19 protein-coding genes and 1 pseudogene are annotated in these 19866 nt (G+C 65.8%); 6 read left to right on the top strand and 14 right to left on the bottom strand.

Features of this window, described 5'->3' with window-relative positions; genetic code table 11:
- Positions 1-199: 199 nt before the first annotated feature.
- The 7 genes from M2432_RS00760 to M2432_RS00730 form a co-directional block, all read right to left on the bottom strand.
- Entirely contained in the window at positions 200-610 is a 411-nt protein-coding gene (locus M2432_RS00760) for a hypothetical protein (RefSeq protein WP_280824824.1), read from the bottom strand.
- The gene (locus M2432_RS00755; RefSeq protein WP_280824823.1) at positions 607-879 is read right to left on the bottom strand and encodes a hypothetical protein; all 273 of its coding nucleotides are present in this window, start codon (positions 877-879) and stop codon (positions 607-609) included. The genes M2432_RS00760 and M2432_RS00755 overlap by 4 nt, the downstream gene beginning before the upstream one ends.
- A gap of 14 nt (positions 880-893) precedes the next feature.
- Positions 894-1103 carry a hypothetical protein gene (locus M2432_RS00750; RefSeq protein ID WP_280824822.1) on the bottom strand — a complete coding sequence of 70 codons (210 nt, stop codon included), beginning with the start codon at positions 1101-1103 and terminating at the stop codon, positions 894-896.
- Positions 1100-1315: a hypothetical protein gene (locus M2432_RS00745; RefSeq protein WP_280824821.1), complete on the bottom strand. Its 216-nt coding sequence runs from the start codon at positions 1313-1315 to the stop codon at positions 1100-1102. Before M2432_RS00745 ends, M2432_RS00750 begins: the two co-directional genes overlap by 4 nt.
- Positions 1316-1432: 117 nt before the next feature.
- Positions 1433-1951 (bottom strand): hypothetical protein, encoded by a 519-nt coding sequence (locus M2432_RS00740; RefSeq protein ID WP_280824820.1) that lies wholly within the window; start codon positions 1949-1951, stop codon positions 1433-1435.
- Complete coding sequence (locus M2432_RS00735) at positions 1948-2076, bottom strand: hypothetical protein (protein ID WP_280824819.1); 129 nt, start codon at positions 2074-2076, stop codon at positions 1948-1950. The genes M2432_RS00740 and M2432_RS00735 overlap by 4 nt, the downstream gene beginning before the upstream one ends.
- A gap of 269 nt (positions 2077-2345) precedes the next feature.
- Positions 2346-3815 (bottom strand): recombinase family protein, encoded by a 1470-nt coding sequence (locus M2432_RS00730; protein ID WP_280824818.1) that lies wholly within the window; start codon positions 3813-3815, stop codon positions 2346-2348.
- Positions 3816-3863: 48 nt separating this feature from the next.
- On the opposite strand from M2432_RS00730, the pseudogene M2432_RS00725 reads away from it, so the two are divergent.
- Together M2432_RS00725 and M2432_RS00720 are read left to right on the top strand one after the other, a co-directional pair.
- Positions 3864-4154 (top strand): annotated as a pseudogene (locus M2432_RS00725) (cyclodehydratase); the annotation flags it as partial.
- 42 nt (positions 4155-4196) lie between these two features.
- A complete protein-coding gene (locus M2432_RS00720) occupies positions 4197-5534 on the top strand; it encodes an AarF/UbiB family protein (protein WP_280824817.1) in 1338 nt (445 codons plus the stop codon).
- Between the two features lie 58 nt (positions 5535-5592).
- Here the strand turns inward: M2432_RS00720 and M2432_RS00715 are convergent, their stop codons facing one another.
- Positions 5593-5865, bottom strand: a complete 273-nt coding sequence (locus M2432_RS00715) for a WhiB family transcriptional regulator (RefSeq protein WP_280824816.1) — start codon at positions 5863-5865, stop codon at positions 5593-5595.
- A 556-nt stretch (positions 5866-6421) separates the two neighbouring features.
- Positions 6422-8533, bottom strand: coding sequence for an ATP-dependent DNA helicase UvrD2 (locus tag M2432_RS00710; protein WP_280824815.1), 2112 nt, complete (start codon positions 8531-8533; stop codon positions 6422-6424).
- A gap of 134 nt (positions 8534-8667) precedes the next feature.
- Here M2432_RS00710 and M2432_RS00705 point away from each other — a divergent pair, with 134 nt between their 5' ends.
- Positions 8668-8904 carry a mycoredoxin gene (locus M2432_RS00705; protein WP_280824814.1) on the top strand — a complete coding sequence of 79 codons (237 nt, stop codon included), beginning with the start codon at positions 8668-8670 and terminating at the stop codon, positions 8902-8904.
- A gap of 77 nt (positions 8905-8981) precedes the next feature.
- On the opposite strand, the gene nudC is transcribed toward M2432_RS00705, so the two are convergent.
- Together nudC and M2432_RS00695 are read right to left on the bottom strand one after the other, a co-directional pair.
- Positions 8982-9902: an NAD(+) diphosphatase gene (gene nudC / locus M2432_RS00700; protein ID WP_280824813.1), complete on the bottom strand. Its 921-nt coding sequence runs from the start codon at positions 9900-9902 to the stop codon at positions 8982-8984.
- Positions 9899-10978 carry a potassium channel family protein gene (locus M2432_RS00695; protein ID WP_280824812.1) on the bottom strand — a complete coding sequence of 360 codons (1080 nt, stop codon included), beginning with the start codon at positions 10976-10978 and terminating at the stop codon, positions 9899-9901. Before M2432_RS00695 ends, nudC begins: the two co-directional genes overlap by 4 nt.
- Positions 10979-11038: 60 nt before the next feature.
- Between M2432_RS00695 and M2432_RS00690 the strand changes: the two genes are divergently transcribed.
- On the top strand, positions 11039-11446 hold the full coding sequence (locus tag M2432_RS00690; RefSeq protein ID WP_280824811.1) for a hypothetical protein: 408 nt from the start codon (positions 11039-11041) through the stop codon (positions 11444-11446).
- On the opposite strand, the gene M2432_RS00685 is transcribed toward M2432_RS00690, so the two are convergent.
- Both M2432_RS00685 and M2432_RS00680 read right to left on the bottom strand, forming a co-directional pair.
- Positions 11429-14689 carry an ATP-dependent DNA helicase gene (locus M2432_RS00685; protein ID WP_280824810.1) on the bottom strand — a complete coding sequence of 1087 codons (3261 nt, stop codon included), beginning with the start codon at positions 14687-14689 and terminating at the stop codon, positions 11429-11431. The genes M2432_RS00690 and M2432_RS00685 overlap by 18 nt on opposite strands.
- A complete protein-coding gene (locus M2432_RS00680) occupies positions 14686-17823 on the bottom strand; it encodes an ATP-dependent DNA helicase (protein WP_280825279.1) in 3138 nt (1045 codons plus the stop codon). Before M2432_RS00680 ends, M2432_RS00685 begins: the two co-directional genes overlap by 4 nt.
- 66 nt (positions 17824-17889) lie before the next feature.
- Between M2432_RS00680 and M2432_RS00675 the strand changes: the two genes are divergently transcribed.
- Together M2432_RS00675 and M2432_RS00670 are read left to right on the top strand one after the other, a co-directional pair.
- Positions 17890-18666 (top strand): alpha/beta hydrolase, encoded by a 777-nt coding sequence (locus tag M2432_RS00675; protein WP_280824809.1) that lies wholly within the window; start codon positions 17890-17892, stop codon positions 18664-18666.
- 2 nt (positions 18667-18668) lie between these two features.
- Positions 18669-18974, top strand: a complete 306-nt coding sequence (locus M2432_RS00670; RefSeq protein WP_280824808.1) for an MGMT family protein — start codon at positions 18669-18671, stop codon at positions 18972-18974.
- A 26-nt stretch (positions 18975-19000) separates the two neighbouring features.
- Here the strand turns inward: M2432_RS00670 and M2432_RS00665 are convergent, their stop codons facing one another.
- The gene (locus M2432_RS00665; protein WP_280824807.1) at positions 19001-19855 is read right to left on the bottom strand and encodes a TIGR02569 family protein; all 855 of its coding nucleotides are present in this window, start codon (positions 19853-19855) and stop codon (positions 19001-19003) included.
- Between the last annotated feature and the right edge of the window lie 11 nt (positions 19856-19866).

Genomic DNA, 19866 nt, shown 5'->3' with positions numbered 1-19866 from the left:
GATAGCTCCAGTGGGGCCGTCACCGGCCCCTGGCGAAATGTGTTCAACAGGCTTTCAGACAAAACTGCCTAGTGGCTTCCAGACGAGACTGCCCAATGGCCCGCCATCCTTTAGAGTCTTAGAAGGGCCGTTTTTAAACCTGCTGGTAGAGCCGATTTCTGGTCACACTATTTATGACTTTTGGTCACACTATTTGTGACTATTTGCGCCTTCCGGTCTTCCTGCCGTCGCAATAACCGCATGGTGCGCGCAGGTCGTTAAGGCCGCCGCACACCGATGACGGCGGGACAATCAGGCACCGCAGCGACGACCGACCGTCCAGGTAGCCATATTCCTTCGCATCGGCCAGGGCGTTGTACAACTGTTTCTCCGAGAGCTTGCGCGGAACTAGCGCACTGCCGGCGGCAGTGCTGAATTCCTTGAAGAGCTCACCCTTGGCGAAACTGGCGTGCCCGTTGGACTGATGGTGCGCGTATCCCATGAAGGCCACCCGCATCCACAACGGCAAGGGCCGGTTGAAGTCCATGGCCCGCTCGCGCCAGGTGGACTGCCGATGCATCGAACCGGGATGCGCCCTACTGGGCGCCCACGGCAATTCGATGGTTGTCACAGGCGCATGCCGTCCTTGGCTAGCTTGACGATTCCCCGAGCCGTCAGCATCACCCCGTCATCCGAGCACGCTTTTATCAACTGCCCTTCGGTGAATCCTCTATCGGTCCCGAAGATGAGATGAGCCACCACGGCCACACTGACGGCCTCTTCATCGGGGCCATCAACGTGGTTGAGCATGCACGCGGCCCGATCAATGATCGCGTTCATTCCGTCTTCGGATATTTTGCCCATGATCTTGGCGTACTTACGCGCCGGGAAGGGCATCATGCATTGATCCATCTTCACAATTCCCCTATTCGTTCGCGCATATCTTTCAGCCACTTCGGTGACGCCGTCGCCGCGATCAAATCCGAGACGTCATCAGCGGTGGGCGCGCCACCGGAATAGTTCGGCACCGCATCGAGATAGCGATCAAAATGCGCGCGATCGATAACGCCAACAAGATGACGGAGCAGGCCGCGCTGGGCTAATTCGATTTGGGCGTGGTTCACAGCGGTTTGATCCCCGCCGATACGCACTCCTGTAATTCCCAATAGCCGATGTTCTGCAGAGCCGCGATAGCCTCGGTGCCGGACAGTCCGCGAGCCTCCGCGGAATGCAGCAGCGCCATGGCGAGCTTTCGGCGCTGGCGGTACTTGTCGTTCCGCTCACGGTCGCAGGTTTTGCACTGGCCGTTTAGGTAAACCTCGTCATGGGCGCACACTGCAACCCCTCCCTTGTATGTAATGGTTCCACGTATTCGTGGCAAAAAAATGCGAGGGAAACAACCCTCTATAGATAAGCCATTTAACGGACCATAAGAGCCCGAAAGTCAAGTGAATCAGGTGTGACTTTCAGCACGTTTTCTGTTCCGCGGTTTAGCACCTTTGGCGTGCCTCCTGTGTTTCCTGCGGCCATTCTTGGCGTCGGCTTCACACCGTGGCCCGCAATACCCGAATGGTCGGCCCTTTTTGCGCTTCAGGCCGATACACGCATTGCAGTGGCAGAAAGTCCACAACCACGGCAGCACCCGATACAAAAGCGGGTCATCGTCAAGCACCGACTCCATCGCGGGGTTGATGGTGCGCCACCCGAGCGGGCCGTCGAATTCGCATTCGCCCCGCCACTGCCACTCAATCGGCAGCGGGCGCCCGCACCCGCAGTATTCGGGAATGTTGCGCGGCCCCGGTTTGATAGTGCGGTGTCTCGTGCCCTTGAAATAGCCGTCGCTTTCATCCAGCCATTCCTCGCCGATGTGGATGGTGCGCTCCCTGGCGGGATCGGCGCGGTCGATCCCCTCGACAGCGACGTCGTAGTCTTCCTGCCAGTTGGCGAGCTTGGGTTGCCACGATGTCCTCACGCAACCTCCTCGACAATCACCGGGCGGAAAATCTCGCGCAGGCGGGCGATCTGGTCGTCTCGCAGTGGTGGGGCAGCGGCGACTTGCCGCCGCACCCACTCGTCAATCCCGTTGTCTTCGTTCATGTTTGGTCCTATGGGTACAAAAAAGCGACGACAGTCAGACCGTCGTCGCTTAAGTCAGTGAAAATGAAAAGGGAGCCTGCCAACAGGCAGACTCCCGGTGCATCTACTCGCGATGTCTATATAGAGTGCTCATCGCATCTTCCTAGGGACGCCACACAGGGCCTGGCCCATCGCTGGAGATCATCGAGCTATTCGTACCGACTCATGTTCCGCTCCGCACTGGAGCCCGCGAACATTCCAGAACCGGCTATGTGCCCTCAGTATACACGCTAGTTTTTCCAGCGAATTTCGATCGAGTCCGCCTCAAACCCCGGCCCATGCAGCTGACGGGGATTGATCACCACTTCCACGCCCAACGTCTCCAGCGCGGCCCGTTTCGCGGCGACAGGCATTGCCGCCCACTGCTGCGACGCTTGCGGACCAGCAAGCAGGCGCAACACGTCGACATCGATGGCCCGCACCGCAGCGTCACGCTCACGCCTCGCCGCTTCCAACTCCGGCGATAGTCGCGCGGTGATCCGCTCCAACTGGCCGATGGTGATCTTGCCGTCAGCCTGCGAATCGGCGGCTTCATCCAACCGTCGCTGCAGCTCGTCGAATTTGTCGCTCGCCGCCTTCGCTGTCGTGTCGCTGCCCAGGACGCGACTCAGTGCGTCGGGTTCCCCCAGTCGTGCGACGACCACCCGGCCCACCATGTTGTCGACATAGTCGACGCGGCGACCCGTGCAACCCTTCGGAGTGCACTGATATATGGGTTGCGTCGTCTTGCGACCTTGTCGCAACACCCAGCGCAAGCGGCCACCGCACACGCCGCACACGCCGATGCCATACGACAACAGATGTTTACGCGCGCCGGGCCGTGGTCCGGTGTGCGTGCGACGTTCGGGCGACGTCATCATCGCGAGAATCTTGTCGTGCTTGGCCTTCTCAATGATGGCGGGCCACGCACCGGGGACAGTGGTGTCACCGGTGCGCTTGCGGATCGCAGCGTTGGCGTCACGTCGCACCAGGGCTCTAATCGTCGCAGAGCCCCATGTTCTCGGGGGTGCTTCACGCTCCTTGTTGGCCAGCAGTTGCTTGCGCCGATCCTCGGGGAGTTTGTGCCACGAGGCCCACCCCGGCGACGGGACATCGCGCCGGTTCATATCCTCCCGCAGCGCCGACAGCGCCTCGCCGGCCAGAAGTCGGTCCACAAGTTCCCGTACTATCGCCGCTTCATCCTCATTTATGGTCTGCACGCCATTAGTGCGGTCCCATCCGAACGGGACCATTCCCCACGCCTTGCCCCGACGGGCGTTGTCGGCGATCGCTGCGGCCACCCGCTCGGACTTCACTTCGGATTCCATCGTGTCGAAGGTCGTCATCAGATCAGCAACCCCACGACCGTAGGCGCTCCGCAAGTCCAGACTCGGCCCTTGCGCGGCAACAACGTCCACACCGAGTTTTCCGAATTCGGTAATGACCCGGGCGCGGTCCGCACGGCTACGCACAAAGCGCGAGGTCTGCCACACCACAACGTGATCGACCTGCCCACTGCGGACCAACTGCCACACCTGCTCATAACCGGGGCGTTCCTGCCCTTTGGATGCGCTGATGTCGTTGTCGGACAGCTCGGCCACCACCCGCCAACCGCGCGTGTCGGCGAGCGCCCGCAGGTCGTGGAGCTGGCGGTCAACACCGATCGCCTCGCCAGACCTGTCGAACGAGATTCGGGCATACAGCGCGGCGCGGCCAGTCATGACGACATCCTAAGGCTAGACAACCTGTCATCATGATGGTAGAACAGATGCCTACACTGCGCAGACCTGCATCGCCGGGATCGCGACGAATCCTGGCCCGTGGTTTCCGCCCAACTGCAGGGCACCGTGGGCACCGCGGATCGGGCGACAGTGCTGGCCACCGCCGCTGTCGCGCTGCAACAGGTCGACCAGGTGATCGGCGCGATCCGCGGCACCGAGCGAGGTGACCCGCCTCCGGACACTTTGGACGCCACCCTGGAATTCGACGTACGCACACGTACGACTGTGGTGCGCAAGTGGACCAAGCATCCCCAGTGCGGCTGCAGCGGCACACCGTGACAACCGCCGTCGCAGCACCCGTCTCACTTGTTCAACCACGTCATGGATGATGGTTCCGTGGCAGATATCAAACGCGGCAGTGTGGCACGCAATGCGAAGCTCGCCGGCCTGGCCGGTGGCATGGCCGGCCGCGCCGCGCTCGGACTGGGTAAGCGACTGGCCGGAAAGTCAAAAGACGAGGTCAACGCCGAACTCATGGACAAGGCCGCCCACCAGTTGTTCACCGTGCTGGGTGAGCTCAAAGGCGGCGCCATGAAGGTCGGCCAGGCGCTGTCCGTCATGGAAGCCGCCATCCCCGAGCAGTACGGCAAGCCGTACCGCGAGGCCCTGACCAAGTTGCAGAAGGACGCTCCCCCGCTGCCCGCGGCCAAGGTGCATCGCGTGCTCGACGGCCAACTCGGCACCAGGTGGCGCGAGCGCTTCAGCTCGTTCGATGACGCACCCGTCGCCTCGGCGAGCATCGGCCAGGTACACAAGGCCGTGTGGTCCGACGGACGCGTGGTTGCTGTCAAAATCCAGTACCCCGGCGCCGATGAAGCGTTGCGCGCCGACCTGAAGACCCTGCAGCGGCTGGTCAACGTGTTCAAACAGCTGGCACCCGGCGCCGACATCCAAGGCGTAGTCGACGAACTGATCGACCGCACCGAGATGGAGCTGGATTACCGGCTGGAGGCCGACAACCAGCGCGCCTTTGCCAAAGCTTACGAAGGCGACCCCCACTTCCTCATCCCGCATGTGGTGGCCAGCGCACCCAAGGTCGTCATCCAGGAATGGATCGACGGCATCCCGATGTCGCACATCATCCGCGAAGGCACCCAGGAGCAGCGCGACCTGATGGCCACCCGGTTGTTCGAGTTCTGCGACGACGCCCCGCGGCGCCTCGAGATGGTGCACGGTGACGCCCACCCGGGCAACTTCATGCTCCTGCCCGGCGACAAGTTGGGCGTCATCGATTTCGGTGCCGTTGGCCCGATGCCCGGCGGCTGGCCGGTGGAACTCGGCCAAATCCTGCGGTATGCGGTGGACAGGAATTACGACAAGCTGCTGCCGACCATGCAGAAAGCCGGCTTCATCCAGAAGGGCGAGCAGGTGTCGCCCGCTGATGTCGAGGACATGCTCAAGCAATACGTTGAGCCCCTTGAGGTTCCGGTGTTCCACTACCGACGCAAGTGGCTGCAGCGCATGACCAACATCGAGCTGGATCGCGCGGCCGGACAGATCAAGACCGCCCGCCAGATGGACATCCCACCGAAGTTGGCCATTCCGATGCGGGTGATGGCATCGGTCGTAGCGATCTCCTGCCAGCTGGACGCACACGTCCCAACCCGCCGGATCGCCGACACGATGGTGCCGGGGTTCGCCAACCCCGATGCGGTCTAACGAGTTTCACGCGCCAGTTTTCACGCGTTGTCGCTAGCTGAAAACTGGTGCGTGAAAACTAAGCGGCGACTGGCTCTTTCGCGTCCTTGCGCGGGCGCCCGCGCGGGCGCTTGCGCGCAATGACGCTGCCGCGGTCGAGGATCTCCCCGCCCCAAACACCCCATGGCTCTTCGCGTTCCAGCGCCTCGATCAGGCACTGCCGCTGAATGGGGCAGTCGGAGCACAGCGCCTTGGCCTGCTCCAGTTGGGCGGGGTTGTCCGCGAACCACATGTCGGGGTCACCGACGCGACATGGCACCGCCAGCCTTTGCCGGCAAGTCTGGCTAGTCATGTCCGTATCACCTGCTTCCTGGTCGTCGTCTTTGTGGTGGGCCATCTTTTGTCTGATGGACCCGCGACCAGGTTTGGCGTTTTCGGGTGTGCCCCAAAAACTTTGGCCACGGATCCGGTGAGTTTCGGGTCCGTGGCCAGGTGGCTATCGTTGGGCGCTACCTAAGTAGTACCCCGATTCACGGACGCAAAGGTCTCGGCATGCTTGCGCTGCGGGATGTCGGCGACATGTCCGGCAACTGCGGGACGTGCCGCCGGCATAGCGGCGGCCGCGCCAGCAGCCAGGACAGCGAGACGCCAGCTGGCGCCAACGCGAGCTACCGAAGCTTTTTGGGATGCAGCTGCGAGCAAAGCAGCACTGCAGGCGCCACCAAAGGCGGCGCCTGGGTACGCGTCAAAATTGATCATCTCGGGCCACCTCCTCAGCGGTCTATTAGTGATTCTCGGGTCTGCAATCTGCGCAATTCCTTGCGACTTCGAGGTTAGACGGTAGCACGCAAAACCGACAAGCGATTTTTTGACCAGCGGTTTTGGCGCTATATGCACCATGATTGGCGCTATGTGGACGCCTTAACCAAGGCCAGTACGTCAGGTCCGAACTGCTCGAGCTTGCGCGCCCCGATCCCTGGAATGGCGACCAATGCGGCGTTATCAGTGGGCAGCGCCTCGGCGATGGCGATCAGCGTGTTGTCGGTGAACACCACGTATGCGGGCACCTTCATCTCCTGTGCCGTGTGTAGTCGCCACTCCTTGAGCCGGGCCAGCAACTCCTCGTCCAAGTTGGACGGGCAACTTTCGCAGCGGCGCAACAGGATTGCCGTCGACGTGGTCAGCGCAGAATTACAGACCCTGCAGCGCGGGGCCGGGCCACGCTTGCGTTGCTGTTTGGGTGCATCCCGCTGACTCTGCGGGGTCAACCCGTTCAAGAACCGCGACGGCTTGCGACTCTGGCGACCACCCGGCGCCCGGGCCAGCGCCCAGGAAATGGTCAAATGCACTCTGGCCCTGGTGATTCCGACATAGAAGAGCCGACGCTCCTCCTCCACTGGCTCACTGTCGGCGCCGTGCGACAACGCATGCGAGATGGGCAGCGTGCCGTCCACCAGACCGACCAGGAACACCGCGTCCCATTCCAAGCCTTTGGCCGCATGCAGCGACGCCAGCGTGACGCCCTGTACCACCGGCGGATGCCGGGAATCGGCCCGCTGCCGCAGTTCGGCCAGCAACGCGCGCAGGTCCAGCGTCGGGCGTACCGCGACTTCATCGTCGACCAGTTCTGCCAACGCGACCAGCGCCTCCCACCGCTCGCGCGCGCGGGTACCGGCCGGCGCCTCACCGGTCAGTCCCAGCGGTTCCAGCAACTCCCTTACCATGACCGGCAATTCCGGGCCGGCGACATCTCCTTGGTGAGCGGCGGCGCGCTGTAATGCCAACAGTGCTTGCCGGATCTCCTGCCTGCTGAAGAATCCTTCGCCACCGCGCACCTGGAAGGCGACGCAGGCCTCCGTGAGCGCTTCCTCGTACACCTCGGACTGCGCGTTGATCCGGTAAAGCACCGCGATTTCGGAAGGGGCAGTGCCGGATTGGATCAGTTTCTTGATCGCGGCGGCGACCGCGTTGGCCTCGGCAACCTCGTCGGGGTGCTCACGGAAGATCGGCTTGGGGCCGGGATCGCGCTGACCGACGAGTTGCAGCCGGCTGGCGGCCATGGCGCCGGTTGCCGCCGAGATCACCCGGTTGGCCAGCGACACCACCTGCGGGGTGGAGCGGTAGTCGCGCTCCAGGCGGACCAGTGCTGCGTCCGGGAAGCGCCGAGGGAAGTCCAGCAGGTACTGCGGAGTGGCGCCGGTGAACGAATAGATGGTCTGGTTGGCATCGCCGACGACGGTCAGATCGTCGCGCTCGCCCAGCCAAGCGTCGAGCACCCGCTGCTGCAACGGCGTGACGTCCTGGTACTCGTCAACGACGAAACACCGGTATCGATCCCGGAATTCGCCGGCTACCGCGGCGTCGTTCTCGATGGCCGCAGCGGTGTGCAGGAGCAGGTCGTCGAAGTCCAGCATGGTGCTGCCGTCGCGGCGGGCCTTCAGGTTTTCGTATCCGGCATACACCGCAGCGACTTTCGCTGCGTCGAACGGAATGTCCCGCTCGGTATCTGCCACCCGCTGTGCGTATTGTTCAGGGCTGATCAGCGACGACTTGGCCCACTCGATCTCACCGGCCAGGTCACGCACATCGTCGGTGCTGGCCTGCATCTGGGCACGGTTGGCGGCCTGCGCGACGACGGCGAACTTGCTATCCAGTAGCTCCCACCCGGTATCGCCGACCACCCGCGGCCAGAAGTACCGCAGTTGGCGCAACGCTGCAGCGTGAAAAGTCATGGCCTGCACTGCGCCGGTGCCCTGCGCGCCGTCAACCTCGTTGTCCAGGCTGCGGAGCCGGCCGCGCATCTCGCCGGCCGCGCGTTGGGTGAATGTCACTGCCAGCACCTGTCCGGGAGCGACGTGACCGGCGGCCACCAGGTAGGCGATGCGCCGGGTGATGGTGCGCGTCTTGCCGGTTCCGGCACCGGCCAGCACGCACACCGGTCCGCGGGGTGCGAGCACGGCCTCACGCTGCTCGTCATCAAGGTCGTTCAGAAGCGACGATGGTGGGGCCCCGGCTGGCATGGCCCCATCATGGCAGCCGGCAGCGACACCGTGCGCACTGCCGACTGTCTGACACCGTGCGCACCGCGGACCATGTGACGGGGTGGGCAACCTACAGGCGGCAGCATTGGCCGATCAGATACGTTGAAGGTCTTATGGGTGACTTGATCATGTACTCAACGACCTGGTGCGGCTACTGCTCGCGGCTCAAGACCGCGCTGAAGGCCGAAGGCATCTCCTACACCGAGGTCGACATCGAGCTCGACCCCGGGGCGGCGGACTTCGTGATGTCGGTCAACGGCGGCAACCAGACGGTTCCGACCGTGAAGTTCCCCGACGGCTCGGCGCTGACCAACCCGAACATCAAGCAGGTCAAAGCCAAGCTGGGTTAGCTATCCCGGCTATCGCCAAGATCGACGAAATGGCAGGATCTACCCGTTCTTTGCGGCTCGTTTGTCCGTGCCGGCGGTTAGAGGACAGCCCAGGATTCGATGATCTCGCGGGCGATCGAGATTGAGCCGGGCAGCAGGAGCCGAGCGTCGGACTGGCTGTTCCAGTCGCCCTCCTCAAGTGCCGCGCGTACCTCGGCACGGGTGAACCACGCGGCCTCGCCGATCTCGCCATCGTTGAACGAGAACGGCTGCTCGGGGTCGCCCACTGCGTGGAATCCCACCATCAGTGAGCGCGGGAACGGCCACGGCTGACTGCCCAGGTACTTCACACCGGTGACGGCCAGCCCGATCTCCTCGGCGATCTCACGCACCACGCACGACTCGAACGATTCACCGGCCTCCACGAATCCCGCCACCAGCGAGAACAGGCGCTCCGGCCAGTTCGCCTGCCGGGCCAGCACCGCCCGGTCGTGCCCGTCGTGCACCAGGCAGATGATCGCGGGGTCGATCCGCGGAAACTCCTCCTGACCACTGACGATGTTGGTCCGCGCCCAACCGCCCCTGGCCAACTTGGTCGGCGCTCCGTCGACCGCGCTGAATCTGGCGCCGTCATGCCAGTTCAACAGCGCGGTTGCAGTCGCCACCAGTTGGGCACTGGCGTCATCAAAGACCGTCCCGGCCCGACGCAGATCGAGCACCTCGGACTCGTCGGTGAGATCCTCGGGGTCGAGCGCCGCCCGCAGAGCCCACACGTGCTGCCCGTTCAACAATCGGCCGAGGAATACCGCCTGCTCGTCAGGCGTGTCACCCAGCTTGCCGGCGCTGCCGAGCACCACCTTGCCGCCGGAGATCAGCACCTGGTTGCGCCGATCGACCCGCAACAGCAGGGCGTCCTTCCAGCCCGCGACGGCGGCGTCGACGTCGGTGCGCAGGGCATCAGCGCGGTCGGCCCCGACCCGGGACAGCAGCGGGACGTTGCGTAGTTCGAAGCTGTTCATCGTGCGGTCTCAGCACTGCGGATGTAGAGCAGCCGGTCCCCAGCGGCCAGTGCGTCAACTTCCGGCGAGTCAACTCGCAGCAGCCTGCCCTCACGGACTACTCCGAGCACGATGTCGCTCAGGTGCCGCGGCGACCCGCCCAGTTCCTTGGCTTCGACCTCCCGCTCGCCGATGGTGAACCCGGCATCCGGCGTCAGCAGATCCTCGACCATCTCCACCACACTCGGAGTCACCGTGGCGATGCCCAGCAGCCTGCCTGCCGTCTCCGAGGACACCACCGTCGAATCCGCGCCGGATTGGCGCAGCAGATGCTGGTTCTCGGCTTCCCGAGCCGAGGCGATGATCTTGGCTTGCGGCGCCAGTTCGCGAGCGGTCAGAGTGACCAGCACCGCGGTGGCATCTTTGTCTGTCGCCACGATGATCGACTTCGCGTGGTGCGCACCCGCCAATCTCAGCACCTCCGACTTGGTGGCATCGCCTGCCACCGTGACCAATCCCGCGGCTCGCGCTCGATCCAGTGCGGCCGGATCGTCGTCGACGACGACGATGTCCCCGGGGGCGACTTCGTCACCGACCATCGCCGACACGGCGGTACGGCCCTTGGTCCCATAGCCGACGACGATGGTGTGATTGCGCACGGACTTCCTCCATCGCTGAATCTTCAAGGACTGTCGGGACTGCGTGGTCAGCGTCTCGACGGTGGTACCGATGAGCACGATCAGGAACGCGACCCGAAGCGGGGTCATGATGAGGATGTTGACCGTTCGAGCGGACTCCGAGACAGGCGTGATGTCGCCATACCCCGTGGTCGACAACGACACCGTCGCGTAGTAGATGCAATCCAGGAGCGTGAGCGGCTGTTCCTTGATGTCGTGGTACCCGCTCCGGTCGACGTAGACCACCATCACCGCAGCGCACAACACCACCAACGCGTAGAACAGCCGTCGCGCAATCTTGGTCCCGGGACTGACGAACGGCTCCGGAATGCGCAGTATCTCGACCAGGTCGGCGTTGTCTCGCGAGGTCAGATTCTGGTCGATGGGAGCCAACCGCTGACGCAACCTAACCCTGGCCACTGGGGCCTGCTTTCTGCCTGAGGCACAGCGCAGCACGGCTCGGCACAGCACTATGTAACCATGACTACATCCGGTGCAGCAGGGAACACCTCGGCGAGCCAGTCCTCCGCACACCGATTGGCCGCGCTGCTTTTGGGTGTCGGGTCCCTACATTTCCTGGCGCCCAAACCCTTCGACGGGATCATTCCGACCGAACTACCCGGCAGCCCACGGCTATACACCTACGCCTCCGGCGTAGCAGAGGTCGCCACCGGCGCAGCCCTGCTCGCGCCGCGGCTGCGGCGACTCGGAGCGCTGGCCGCGATCGCAGTGTTCATCGGCGTGTTCCCGGGCAATGTCAACATGGTCCGGCTGTGGTGGCCCAAAGGCTGGCCCGCCCGCATCGTGGCGCTGGCCCGGCTGCCGTTGCAGGTGCCGATGGTGACCGAAGCGGTCAAGGCGTATCGCAACTCACCCGGCGTGAACTAGCAGCGCCAACTCATCGGCACCAGGCAGGTCTGCTGGTGCGACGGTCTGGCCGGTCCGTACATAGTGGAATGCCGCCCGCACCGACTCCACCGGCACCCCCTGCATCAACGACCAGGCCAGGCGATACACCGCCAACTGGATTGCGTTGTGCTGCAAGGCCTCCTGCGTGGTTGGCGGCTCGCCCGTCTTCCAGTCCAGCACGGTGAAGCCGCCGTCTGTATCGGCGAACACCGCATCGATGCGGCCGCGCACCACGCGGTCCCCGATCACCATGTCGAATGGCACCTCGATGTCGGTCGGGGTTCGGGTGGCCCACTGCGAGACGGCGAACTGCTCTTGCAGTTCCGCGAGTTCCTCCGCGACGGCCCGACCCAACTCGGCATCGACGGCGCCCGGTAGGTCGTCGAGATCGAAGAGCCGCTCGGCGGAGAAATAGCGCTGAACCCAGTCGTGAAATGCCGTGCCCAACAGCGCATGTGGGTCCGGGCGAGTAGGCAACCTGCGCTGCAACCGTTGTAGTGCGGCTGTGCGGTCACGGCCCAAATCCACCAGCGTGCTGACCGACAACTGCGGCGGCAGCTCGATCGGGACTTGTCGTTGCCCGCGTTCCCGTTCGGCCAATAGCGCGTCGACGTCGGCGGCCCAGCCATGCGGGTCTGGCGCACCCGTCTGGTCGAGGCCCGTCTGGTCGGCGAGTGCCAACTGGACCAACTGCGCGCCCCGATCAATATCCGTGCGCCGAGAACCCGCCGGATCTATCGGCCATGCACATTCAACTACGTTGTCGCACAATGGATTCACCACACCCTCAGCCGGCTCGGGCTCCCAGTGCTCGATCACTCCGCACGGGTCACCCTCGGCGTCTGCGCGTTCGATGATGTCGCGAATCTCGGTCAGGAACTCTGATGGCCCGGCGGGTTTGGACGCGGTGGCACCCCAGTGATAACCCGAAAGCAGCAGGGTGTCCTCAGCCCGGGTAAGCGCCACGTACAGCAGCCGTCGCTCCTCATCGGTCCGCCGCTGATCCAGGCTTGCCTTGTGCTGAGCGATCTTGTCCGCCAGCATCTTCCGATCATTGATGTCGGAGACATCCAGCACCGGCACACCGTGTTCGGTCAGCTCGGCACGGTCCCCGCGCAGCAACGGCGGCAGGTCTGACGGGTCTGTCAGCCAGGTCCGCGGTGAGGCCGTCGACGGGAACACCCGCGTGCTCAGGTGCGGCACCGCGACGACCTGCCATTCCAATCCCTTGGCGGCATGCACAGTGAGGATCTGGACGCGGTCCGCTGCCACCATGACTTGTGCCGGTGCCAGGCCGTTCTCCACATCGGCGGCGGCGGTGAGATAGGCCAGCAGCCCGGCCACCGCGCCACCGGCGACATCGGTGCTGGACGGCCGGGCCGCATAATCCGCCACCACGTCGGCGAACGCATCGAGATGTTCCGTGCCCCACCAACCCTCGGAAACCCCACTGGTGGAACGGATTTCAGCATCGACACCCAGGACGCGACGCAACTCGGCGACCAGGTCCGGCAACGGTTGGTGCAGATGGCCACGCAGCGCGGTGAGTTCGGCGGCCAGTGCCACCACCCGGCGATACCCTTCGGGCGAATAGCGCTCGGCCGGGCCGGGGTCACCGATGGCGTCGGCCAGGCACGCGGTGTCGGCGTCGGGGGCAACCTGCGCGACGGCCTGTTCGGCGGCTGATATCTGCGGGCCGGCCGGTCGCGCGTCCAACTCCGAGGCCCGCCGCCACAGAGCCGCCAGATCAGCCGCCCCGAACCGCCAGCGTGGACCGGTCAAGACCCGCATGGCCGCCGCGCCCTCGGTGGGCTCCGCGAGCAGGCGGAGCATGGCGACCACGTCAGCCACTTCGGGAACCGACAGCAGCCCGGCCAGCCCCACCACCTCGGCCGGCACGCCGCGTGCCGCGAGTGCTTCGGCGATGGGTGCAGCGTCGGCGTTGCGGCGGACCAGCACCGCGATCGTCGGAATCGGATCGCCCGCAGCGACCGCCGCGTGATAGCGCCGGGCCAGGTGGTCGGCCACCCAATCACGTTCAGCGACAACGTCAGAGAGCAATGCGCATGCGATGGTGCCGGGTTCGGCGCCCGGCCGCGGCAGCAGTTCGCGCACGCTCACCGAGCGCTCTCGCGCCTCGGCTGACACCTCATTGGCTAGCCGCAGAGCCTGCGGTGGATTGCGCCAGCTGGTCCGCAGTTCCAGGGTCGGTGCGGGCGATCCGTCGGAGCGCGGGAAGTCGGTGGTGAACCGAGGCAGGTTGGTCGCCGAAGCACCACGCCAGCCGTAGATGGATTGGATCGGGTCACCCACTGCGGTCAGTGCCAGGTTGTCGTCGACGCCGCCGCCGAACAACGACGACAAGGCAACCCGCTGCGCGTGCCCGGTGTCCTGGTACTCGTCGAGCAGCACCACCCGATAGCGCTGCCGCAGCTGCTCACCTACCTGAGGAAAACGTGAAGCCAGCCGGGCCGCGGCGGACATCTGGGCGCCGAAGTCCATCACCTGCTCGGCGCGCATCCGGTCCCGCACGGCGTCGATCAGCGGCACGAATTCGGCGCGCTGGGTCTGGGTGGCCAGGATGTTCAACAGCCACTGCGTGGGTCCGCCACGCTGCCCCGGACCGCCCGGCAAGGTGTGTACCAACCGCTCGAGTTCCAGGTGGGTGTCGCGCAAGGCCCCGGTGTCGACCAGATGCTCGGACAACTGACCGGCCAGCCGCAGCACGATGCCGGTGACCGCGGCCGGGGTCTTGTCGGTGTCCAGCGCTCCCGGATAGCCAGATACCACACGAAAAGCCAACTGCCACAACTCGGTTTCGGTGACCAGCCGAGTGGACGGCTCGACCGGCAGCAGCAGGCCGTGCTCGCGCAGCAGCGTGCCGGCGAAGGCGTGGTACGTGCCGACGGTGGCGTGTTCGTCGGCCAGTGAGACACCCGGCAGCAGGCCGGACCCGCCGAGCCGGGCCAGGCGAGTGCGCACCCGTCGCATCAACTGCCCAGCGGCCTTGCGGGTGAATGTCAACCCAAGCACCTGCGACGGCGTGGCAAACCCGTTGGCCACCAACCAGACCACCCGGGCCGCCATGGTTTCGGTCTTACCCGCGCCGGCGCCGGCGATCACCACCAACGGCCCCGGTGGTGCGGCGATGACAGCTGCCTGCTCCTCGGTCGGCGCGAACAGTCCGAGTACCTCGGCCAGTTCAACTGGGCTGTAGGTCATGCGCACCCGTCCTTCGTAACTTGTGCCGGGCACATGGCCCGCACCGGGCAGTTCGCGCAGCCGTCATTGATCCGTGCGACGAAGTGCGGACCTGCAGTCGCTGCCGCGGCAGCGGTGACCCGGTTTAGCCATTCCTGACGGTCCTGCTCGCCCATCGGGTCCTGCTGCCGCTCGGTGGCGCCGTCCCGACTGGGTTTGGCCGGGTAGACCAGCCGACCGCCACCAGGCTGATCACCCTGTGGCACAACACCTTCAGCGATGGCTAGCTGGTACAGGGCAAGCTGGGCGTGTTGCTGGGCGTCGGCTTTGGTGACCGGGCTCTTGCCGGTTTTGACATCGACCACCACCAGACGGCCCTCGGAGTCCCGCTCCAACCGGTCGACCCGACCACCGACCTGCACCCGCGGGCCGTCCGAGCCATCGGCGACCAGACCGGTGACGTCGAGCTCGGTGCCGACCTCGGTCAGCTCACCGCGGGTCTGCTCACGCCAGGTGGTGAAGGTCGAGAGCATGGCGCGGTACCGCTCCAGCTCGTTGTCGGCATACCATGGTGAATCGAAAGGCAGCTGTTGCCATACCTTTTCGAGCTCGGCGAACAGCTGCGCCTCAGTGCGACCTGAGCCGGCAACAATCGCGTGCACCAACGACCCGAGTGCCGAACGCAGGTCTCGGCCCGCACCGCCGCCGTGGCGTTCCAACAGCCAACGCAGCGGGCAGTCGGTCAGGGTCTGCAGGGTTGACGGCGACAACGTCACGGTGTGCTGGCCGCCGTCCCACAACGGCGCCTCGGTGGACATGGTGGTGCTGGAATACCATTGCGCCGGGTCGGCACCAGGCACTCCGGCAGCCGCCAAACGCGCCAACTGCGTTGCTGCACAATGTCTGTCCCGCAACTCTACGGCACCCTCCGGAGCGCAGACCACGGCACGCAGGCGGCCGACCAGCGCGGCCGGCGCCAACACCGGCGGGGCGTGCACCGGGGCAGCGACAAAGCCCTCGTCGTCCCCCGCAGCCAGCGCTGCCAACTCATCGCAGAACGCCGACGGCAGCAGTGCCGCATCACCGGTGTCACTGTCGACCGCAGTCACCAGAACGCGGCGGCGGGCCCGGCCCAGCGCAGCGACCAGCAGGCGACGCTCCTCGACCAGCAGCGGCGCCGATGCAGACAGCCCGGGCACATCACCCACGCCATCGACGATGTCCAGAAGCTGCTGGGTTCCCAGCACGCTCCCGCGTGGAATGGTGTTGGGCCACAACCCTTCCTGCAGTCCGGCGATCACCACGAAGTCCCATTCCCTACCCAATGCCGCATGCGGGCTGAGTACGGTGACGCCCTCGGTATCGGCTCCGTCGTCACCCGCACCAGCCCAAGCCAGCGCGCGGACATGATCAATCAGGCCGGTCAGCGACGCGGCCGCGGTGCGAGCCACATACTGCTCAGCGGTGTCGAACAGCGCCGTAACCGCATCCAGATCCCGTCCGGCGGCTGCCGCGGCCGCCCCCTGACGCTGAAGCGCGGCCTGCCAGCGGCGCTGTAGCCCGCTGTGGTGCCAGGCCTGCCACAGCGCGAACCGAGGGTCCTGGCCTGCTGCCGCGGAGCGGCGTGCCGCATCGAGCAGCGCACGCACCCGCCGCACCGGACGGGCGAGCTGATCGGGCAGGTCGAGGTCCGTGGTGACGGCCTCGACGAGCAGTTCGCCGAATTCACGTGGCACCTGTCCCCGATCGAGTCGACGCAGCGCACGACGAAGCTGGCGCAGCGTCACCGGGTCAACCCGGCCGATCGGGCCGCACAGCAGCGCCAGGGCCTGATCACCGGTCAGCCCGTCGGCAGTGGCCTCCAGCGCGGTCAACAACGCCGCGACCGCAGGGTGTTCAGCCGGCGGCGCGGTGTCCGGCTGTTGTTGTACCGGGACTCCGGCCGCGGTCAATGCCCGCGCCAAGGCAATACCGGTACGCGGCACCGACCGGACCAGGACCGCCATCTGCGACCACGGCACCCCGTCGACCAGATGTGCGCGCCGTAGAGCATCGGCGATCAGTGCCGATTCGGCGTGCGGTGACCCGGCGATCCGCACGGCCAGTGCGCCCTGCTCGGAGCCATCGACAGCGGTGAGCGCCCGGGAAGGATCCACCCCAGGCAGCCGGCCCGCCACCGCGGAGACTGCACGGGCCACCGCGGGGGCGCACCGGTAGGACTCGGTCAGCACCACCGTCGGCTGGTCACCCGGGCTGTGCAGCAATGCCGGGTCAGCACCGCGGTAACCGAACACGGTCTGACTCGGGTCGCCGGCGATCACCGTCAACTTCGCGCCGGCGGCCAGCACCCGAACCAACAGCGCGGCCTGCGGGTCCAGATGCTGGGCATCGTCGACCAGCAGCAACCGAATGCGGGATCGCTCAGCATCCAACAACGCGGGGTCGACGGCGAAGGCCTCCAACGCGGCACCGACCAGTTCGGCGGCGCCCAGCGCCGGCACGGTGGCCTGCGGGGCGGCCATGCCGACTGCGCTGCGCAGCAGCATGACCTGCTCGTAGACCTGTGCAAACCGTCCCGCAGCGACCCACTCCGGCCGGTCCGCCCGACGGCCGATGCGGCGCAGCTCAGCCCCGTCCACACCCCGTTCGGTGCAGCGGGCCAGCAGATCCCGCAATTGGGTGGCGAACCCGGTGGTGCCCAATGCCGGGCGCAGGTGCAACGGCCAGTTGACGCTGCCGCGGTCACCGTCTTCGAGGTCCCCGGCCAGCAGTTCCCGGATGATGCCGTCCTGCTCGGCGCTGGTGATCAGCCGGGGCGGTGGATCACCGGCGCGCTGGGCGGCCAGCCTCAGCACGGCGAAGGCGTACGAGTGCAACGTCCGGACCAACGGTTCGCGCGTGACTTCGCCCGCGCCGACCAGCAGCGCCGCAGTCACCCGGCCCCGGGCGTGGGTACCCAGCCGCGCCGAACCGGTCAGCAGCAGCACCGACTCCGGGTCAGCACCCGCAGCGATATGCGCAGCGGCGGTATCGATGAGCAACTCGGTCTTGCCGGTGCCGGGGCCGCCGAGCACCCGCACGATGCCGCGCTGACCTGGCTCGGTCAGGGCGTGAACCGAACCGGGGGCGGTCAGTGCGGTGTGCGGGGCGGCCATGGCTTGGGATGCAACCATGGGGTACCGACAAATTCGGTCGGAGAGCGTGCTGGCAGCATCAACGGGGTGAGCTTGCAGGTGTACCGCTACGGCCCGCAGCGGCCGGCGCAGATTTTGGCGATCCACGGCCTGACCGGTCACGGTCAACGCTGGCAACCCCTGGCCGACGAGCATCTGCCTGAGTACGCGTTGCTGGCACCAGATCTGCTGGGCCATGGGCACTCGTCGTGGGATGCACCGTGGACCATCGATGCCAACGTGGCCGCGCTGGCAGACTTGTTGCGCGCCGAGGCGGACGGCCCGGTTGTCGTGGTAGCGCATTCCTTCGGTTCGGCTGTGGCCATGAATCTTGCTGCGGCGCACCCGGATTTGGTGTCGGCACTGGTACTGCTGGACCCTGCGACCGGGTTGGACGGCGCCTGGATGCGCCAGATCGCCGACGGCATGTTCGGCTCCCCCGACTATCCGGACCGGCAGCAGGCCCGCGATGAGAAGGTGCATGGGTCCTGGGGCGAGCTCGATTCCGCGGTGCTCGACCGCGAACTCGACGAGCATCTGATCACGCTGCCCTCTGGACGTTTCAGTTGGCGGATCAGCGTCCCGGCGATGATGTCGTACTGGAGCGAGCTGGCTCGGCCAATTGTGTTGCCGCCCCTGGGCACTCCGACCACCGTGGTGGTGGCCCGCCGAACCCAACCGGCCTATGTGACGACGGAGCTGCAGTCCGGACTTCAGTCTCGTCTGGGCACGGATTTCGTGCTGACCGAATTCGACTGCGATCACATGGTGAATCTGGCGATGCCCGCCCAGACCGCCGAGGTGATCCGCCGGCACCTGGACTGAGCATGGCCGCCGTCACGGACGAACAGGTGGAGCAGGTTCGGGCGCTGGTCGCTTCGATACCGCCCGGCCGGGTGTCAACGTACGGCGATATCGCTTGTGCTGCAATGCTTTCCAGCCCTCGCATTGTCGGCTGGATCATGCGAACCGACTCGTCAGACCTGCCCTGGCACCGGGTGATCACCGCTTCCGGCAAGCCTGCACCTCATTTGGCCACCCGGCAGTTGGAGCGGTTGCGCGCCGAGGGAGTACTGGCGGTGGACGGCCGGGTTCCACTGCGCGGCAAGGACTCTGTGCGACACACCTTTTGACGCTGGACAGCAGCTGTGGGCAGAACCTAGAGAACCAACCGGACCAGCGCCGCAGTACGGACCAGACCGGGGAATGCCGCAGCCGTGGACCGCGGGTGCAACGCATGCACCGACAAGCGGAATATCAGCGCACGCAACAACATCTGCGGCCACTCAGGTAGTGAGGCCCACCGTTCGATCAAGCCGTCGTCGGCCTCACCCCAGGCCAGCGCATCGACCACCACCACACCCGCAGCCCAGGACGCCGGCCGCCAGTACGGTGTGATGTCGGTGATCCCGGGAGCCGCCGCACCGGCGAAAAGCACTGTGCCGTAAAGGTCCCCGTGCACCAACTGACTGGGGTTACGAGTGGAGCGGCGCAGCGGCGCGAGCTGATTGATCAGCTCGATGCACCGCTTGGTGTCCGGAGTGTTGGGCGGGGTCGGTGCCCCGGGCGGTAGCGAATGAAGCGGTCGGTCTTCCCACGCCGCGCGGTCCGCGGCGATGAATACGTCGACGTCGCTCCAAGGCACCGCGGGCGGCTGGGTCAGAAACCTCGGCCGCTCCAGCTTGGCGGTGGCCTCGTGCAGCCGGACCGAGGCCGAGACGACCTCGTCGTGCCGCGGCTCAGGTGTGCCCGTGACGAAGGTGTCTGCCCGCCATCCTGCGATGACGTAGCGGCCGTCGGTGGCACGCACCGGACGAGCCAGTCGCACGCCGTCGACGAACAACGTCTCGCGAACCTTTGCCGACCAGGCCGCCCGAGCGTTCTCGGCGGCCATGGACAGCACCACCTCGCCGCAGCGCCAGCCACCCTCCCAGCTCGAACCGAGCGATACCGGTCGAAGACCGGCCAGACCGAACGCGGCAAGCACATGTTCGGGAGGACGCTCGACGGTCACCGCCTCAGCCT

Source organism: Mycobacterium sp. OTB74, from assembly GCF_029892685.1.
Classification (GTDB): domain Bacteria; phylum Actinomycetota; class Actinomycetes; order Mycobacteriales; family Mycobacteriaceae; genus Mycobacterium.
Note: the sequence above shows the minus strand (reverse complement) of the source record. Positions and strands in the feature narration are given on the sequence as shown.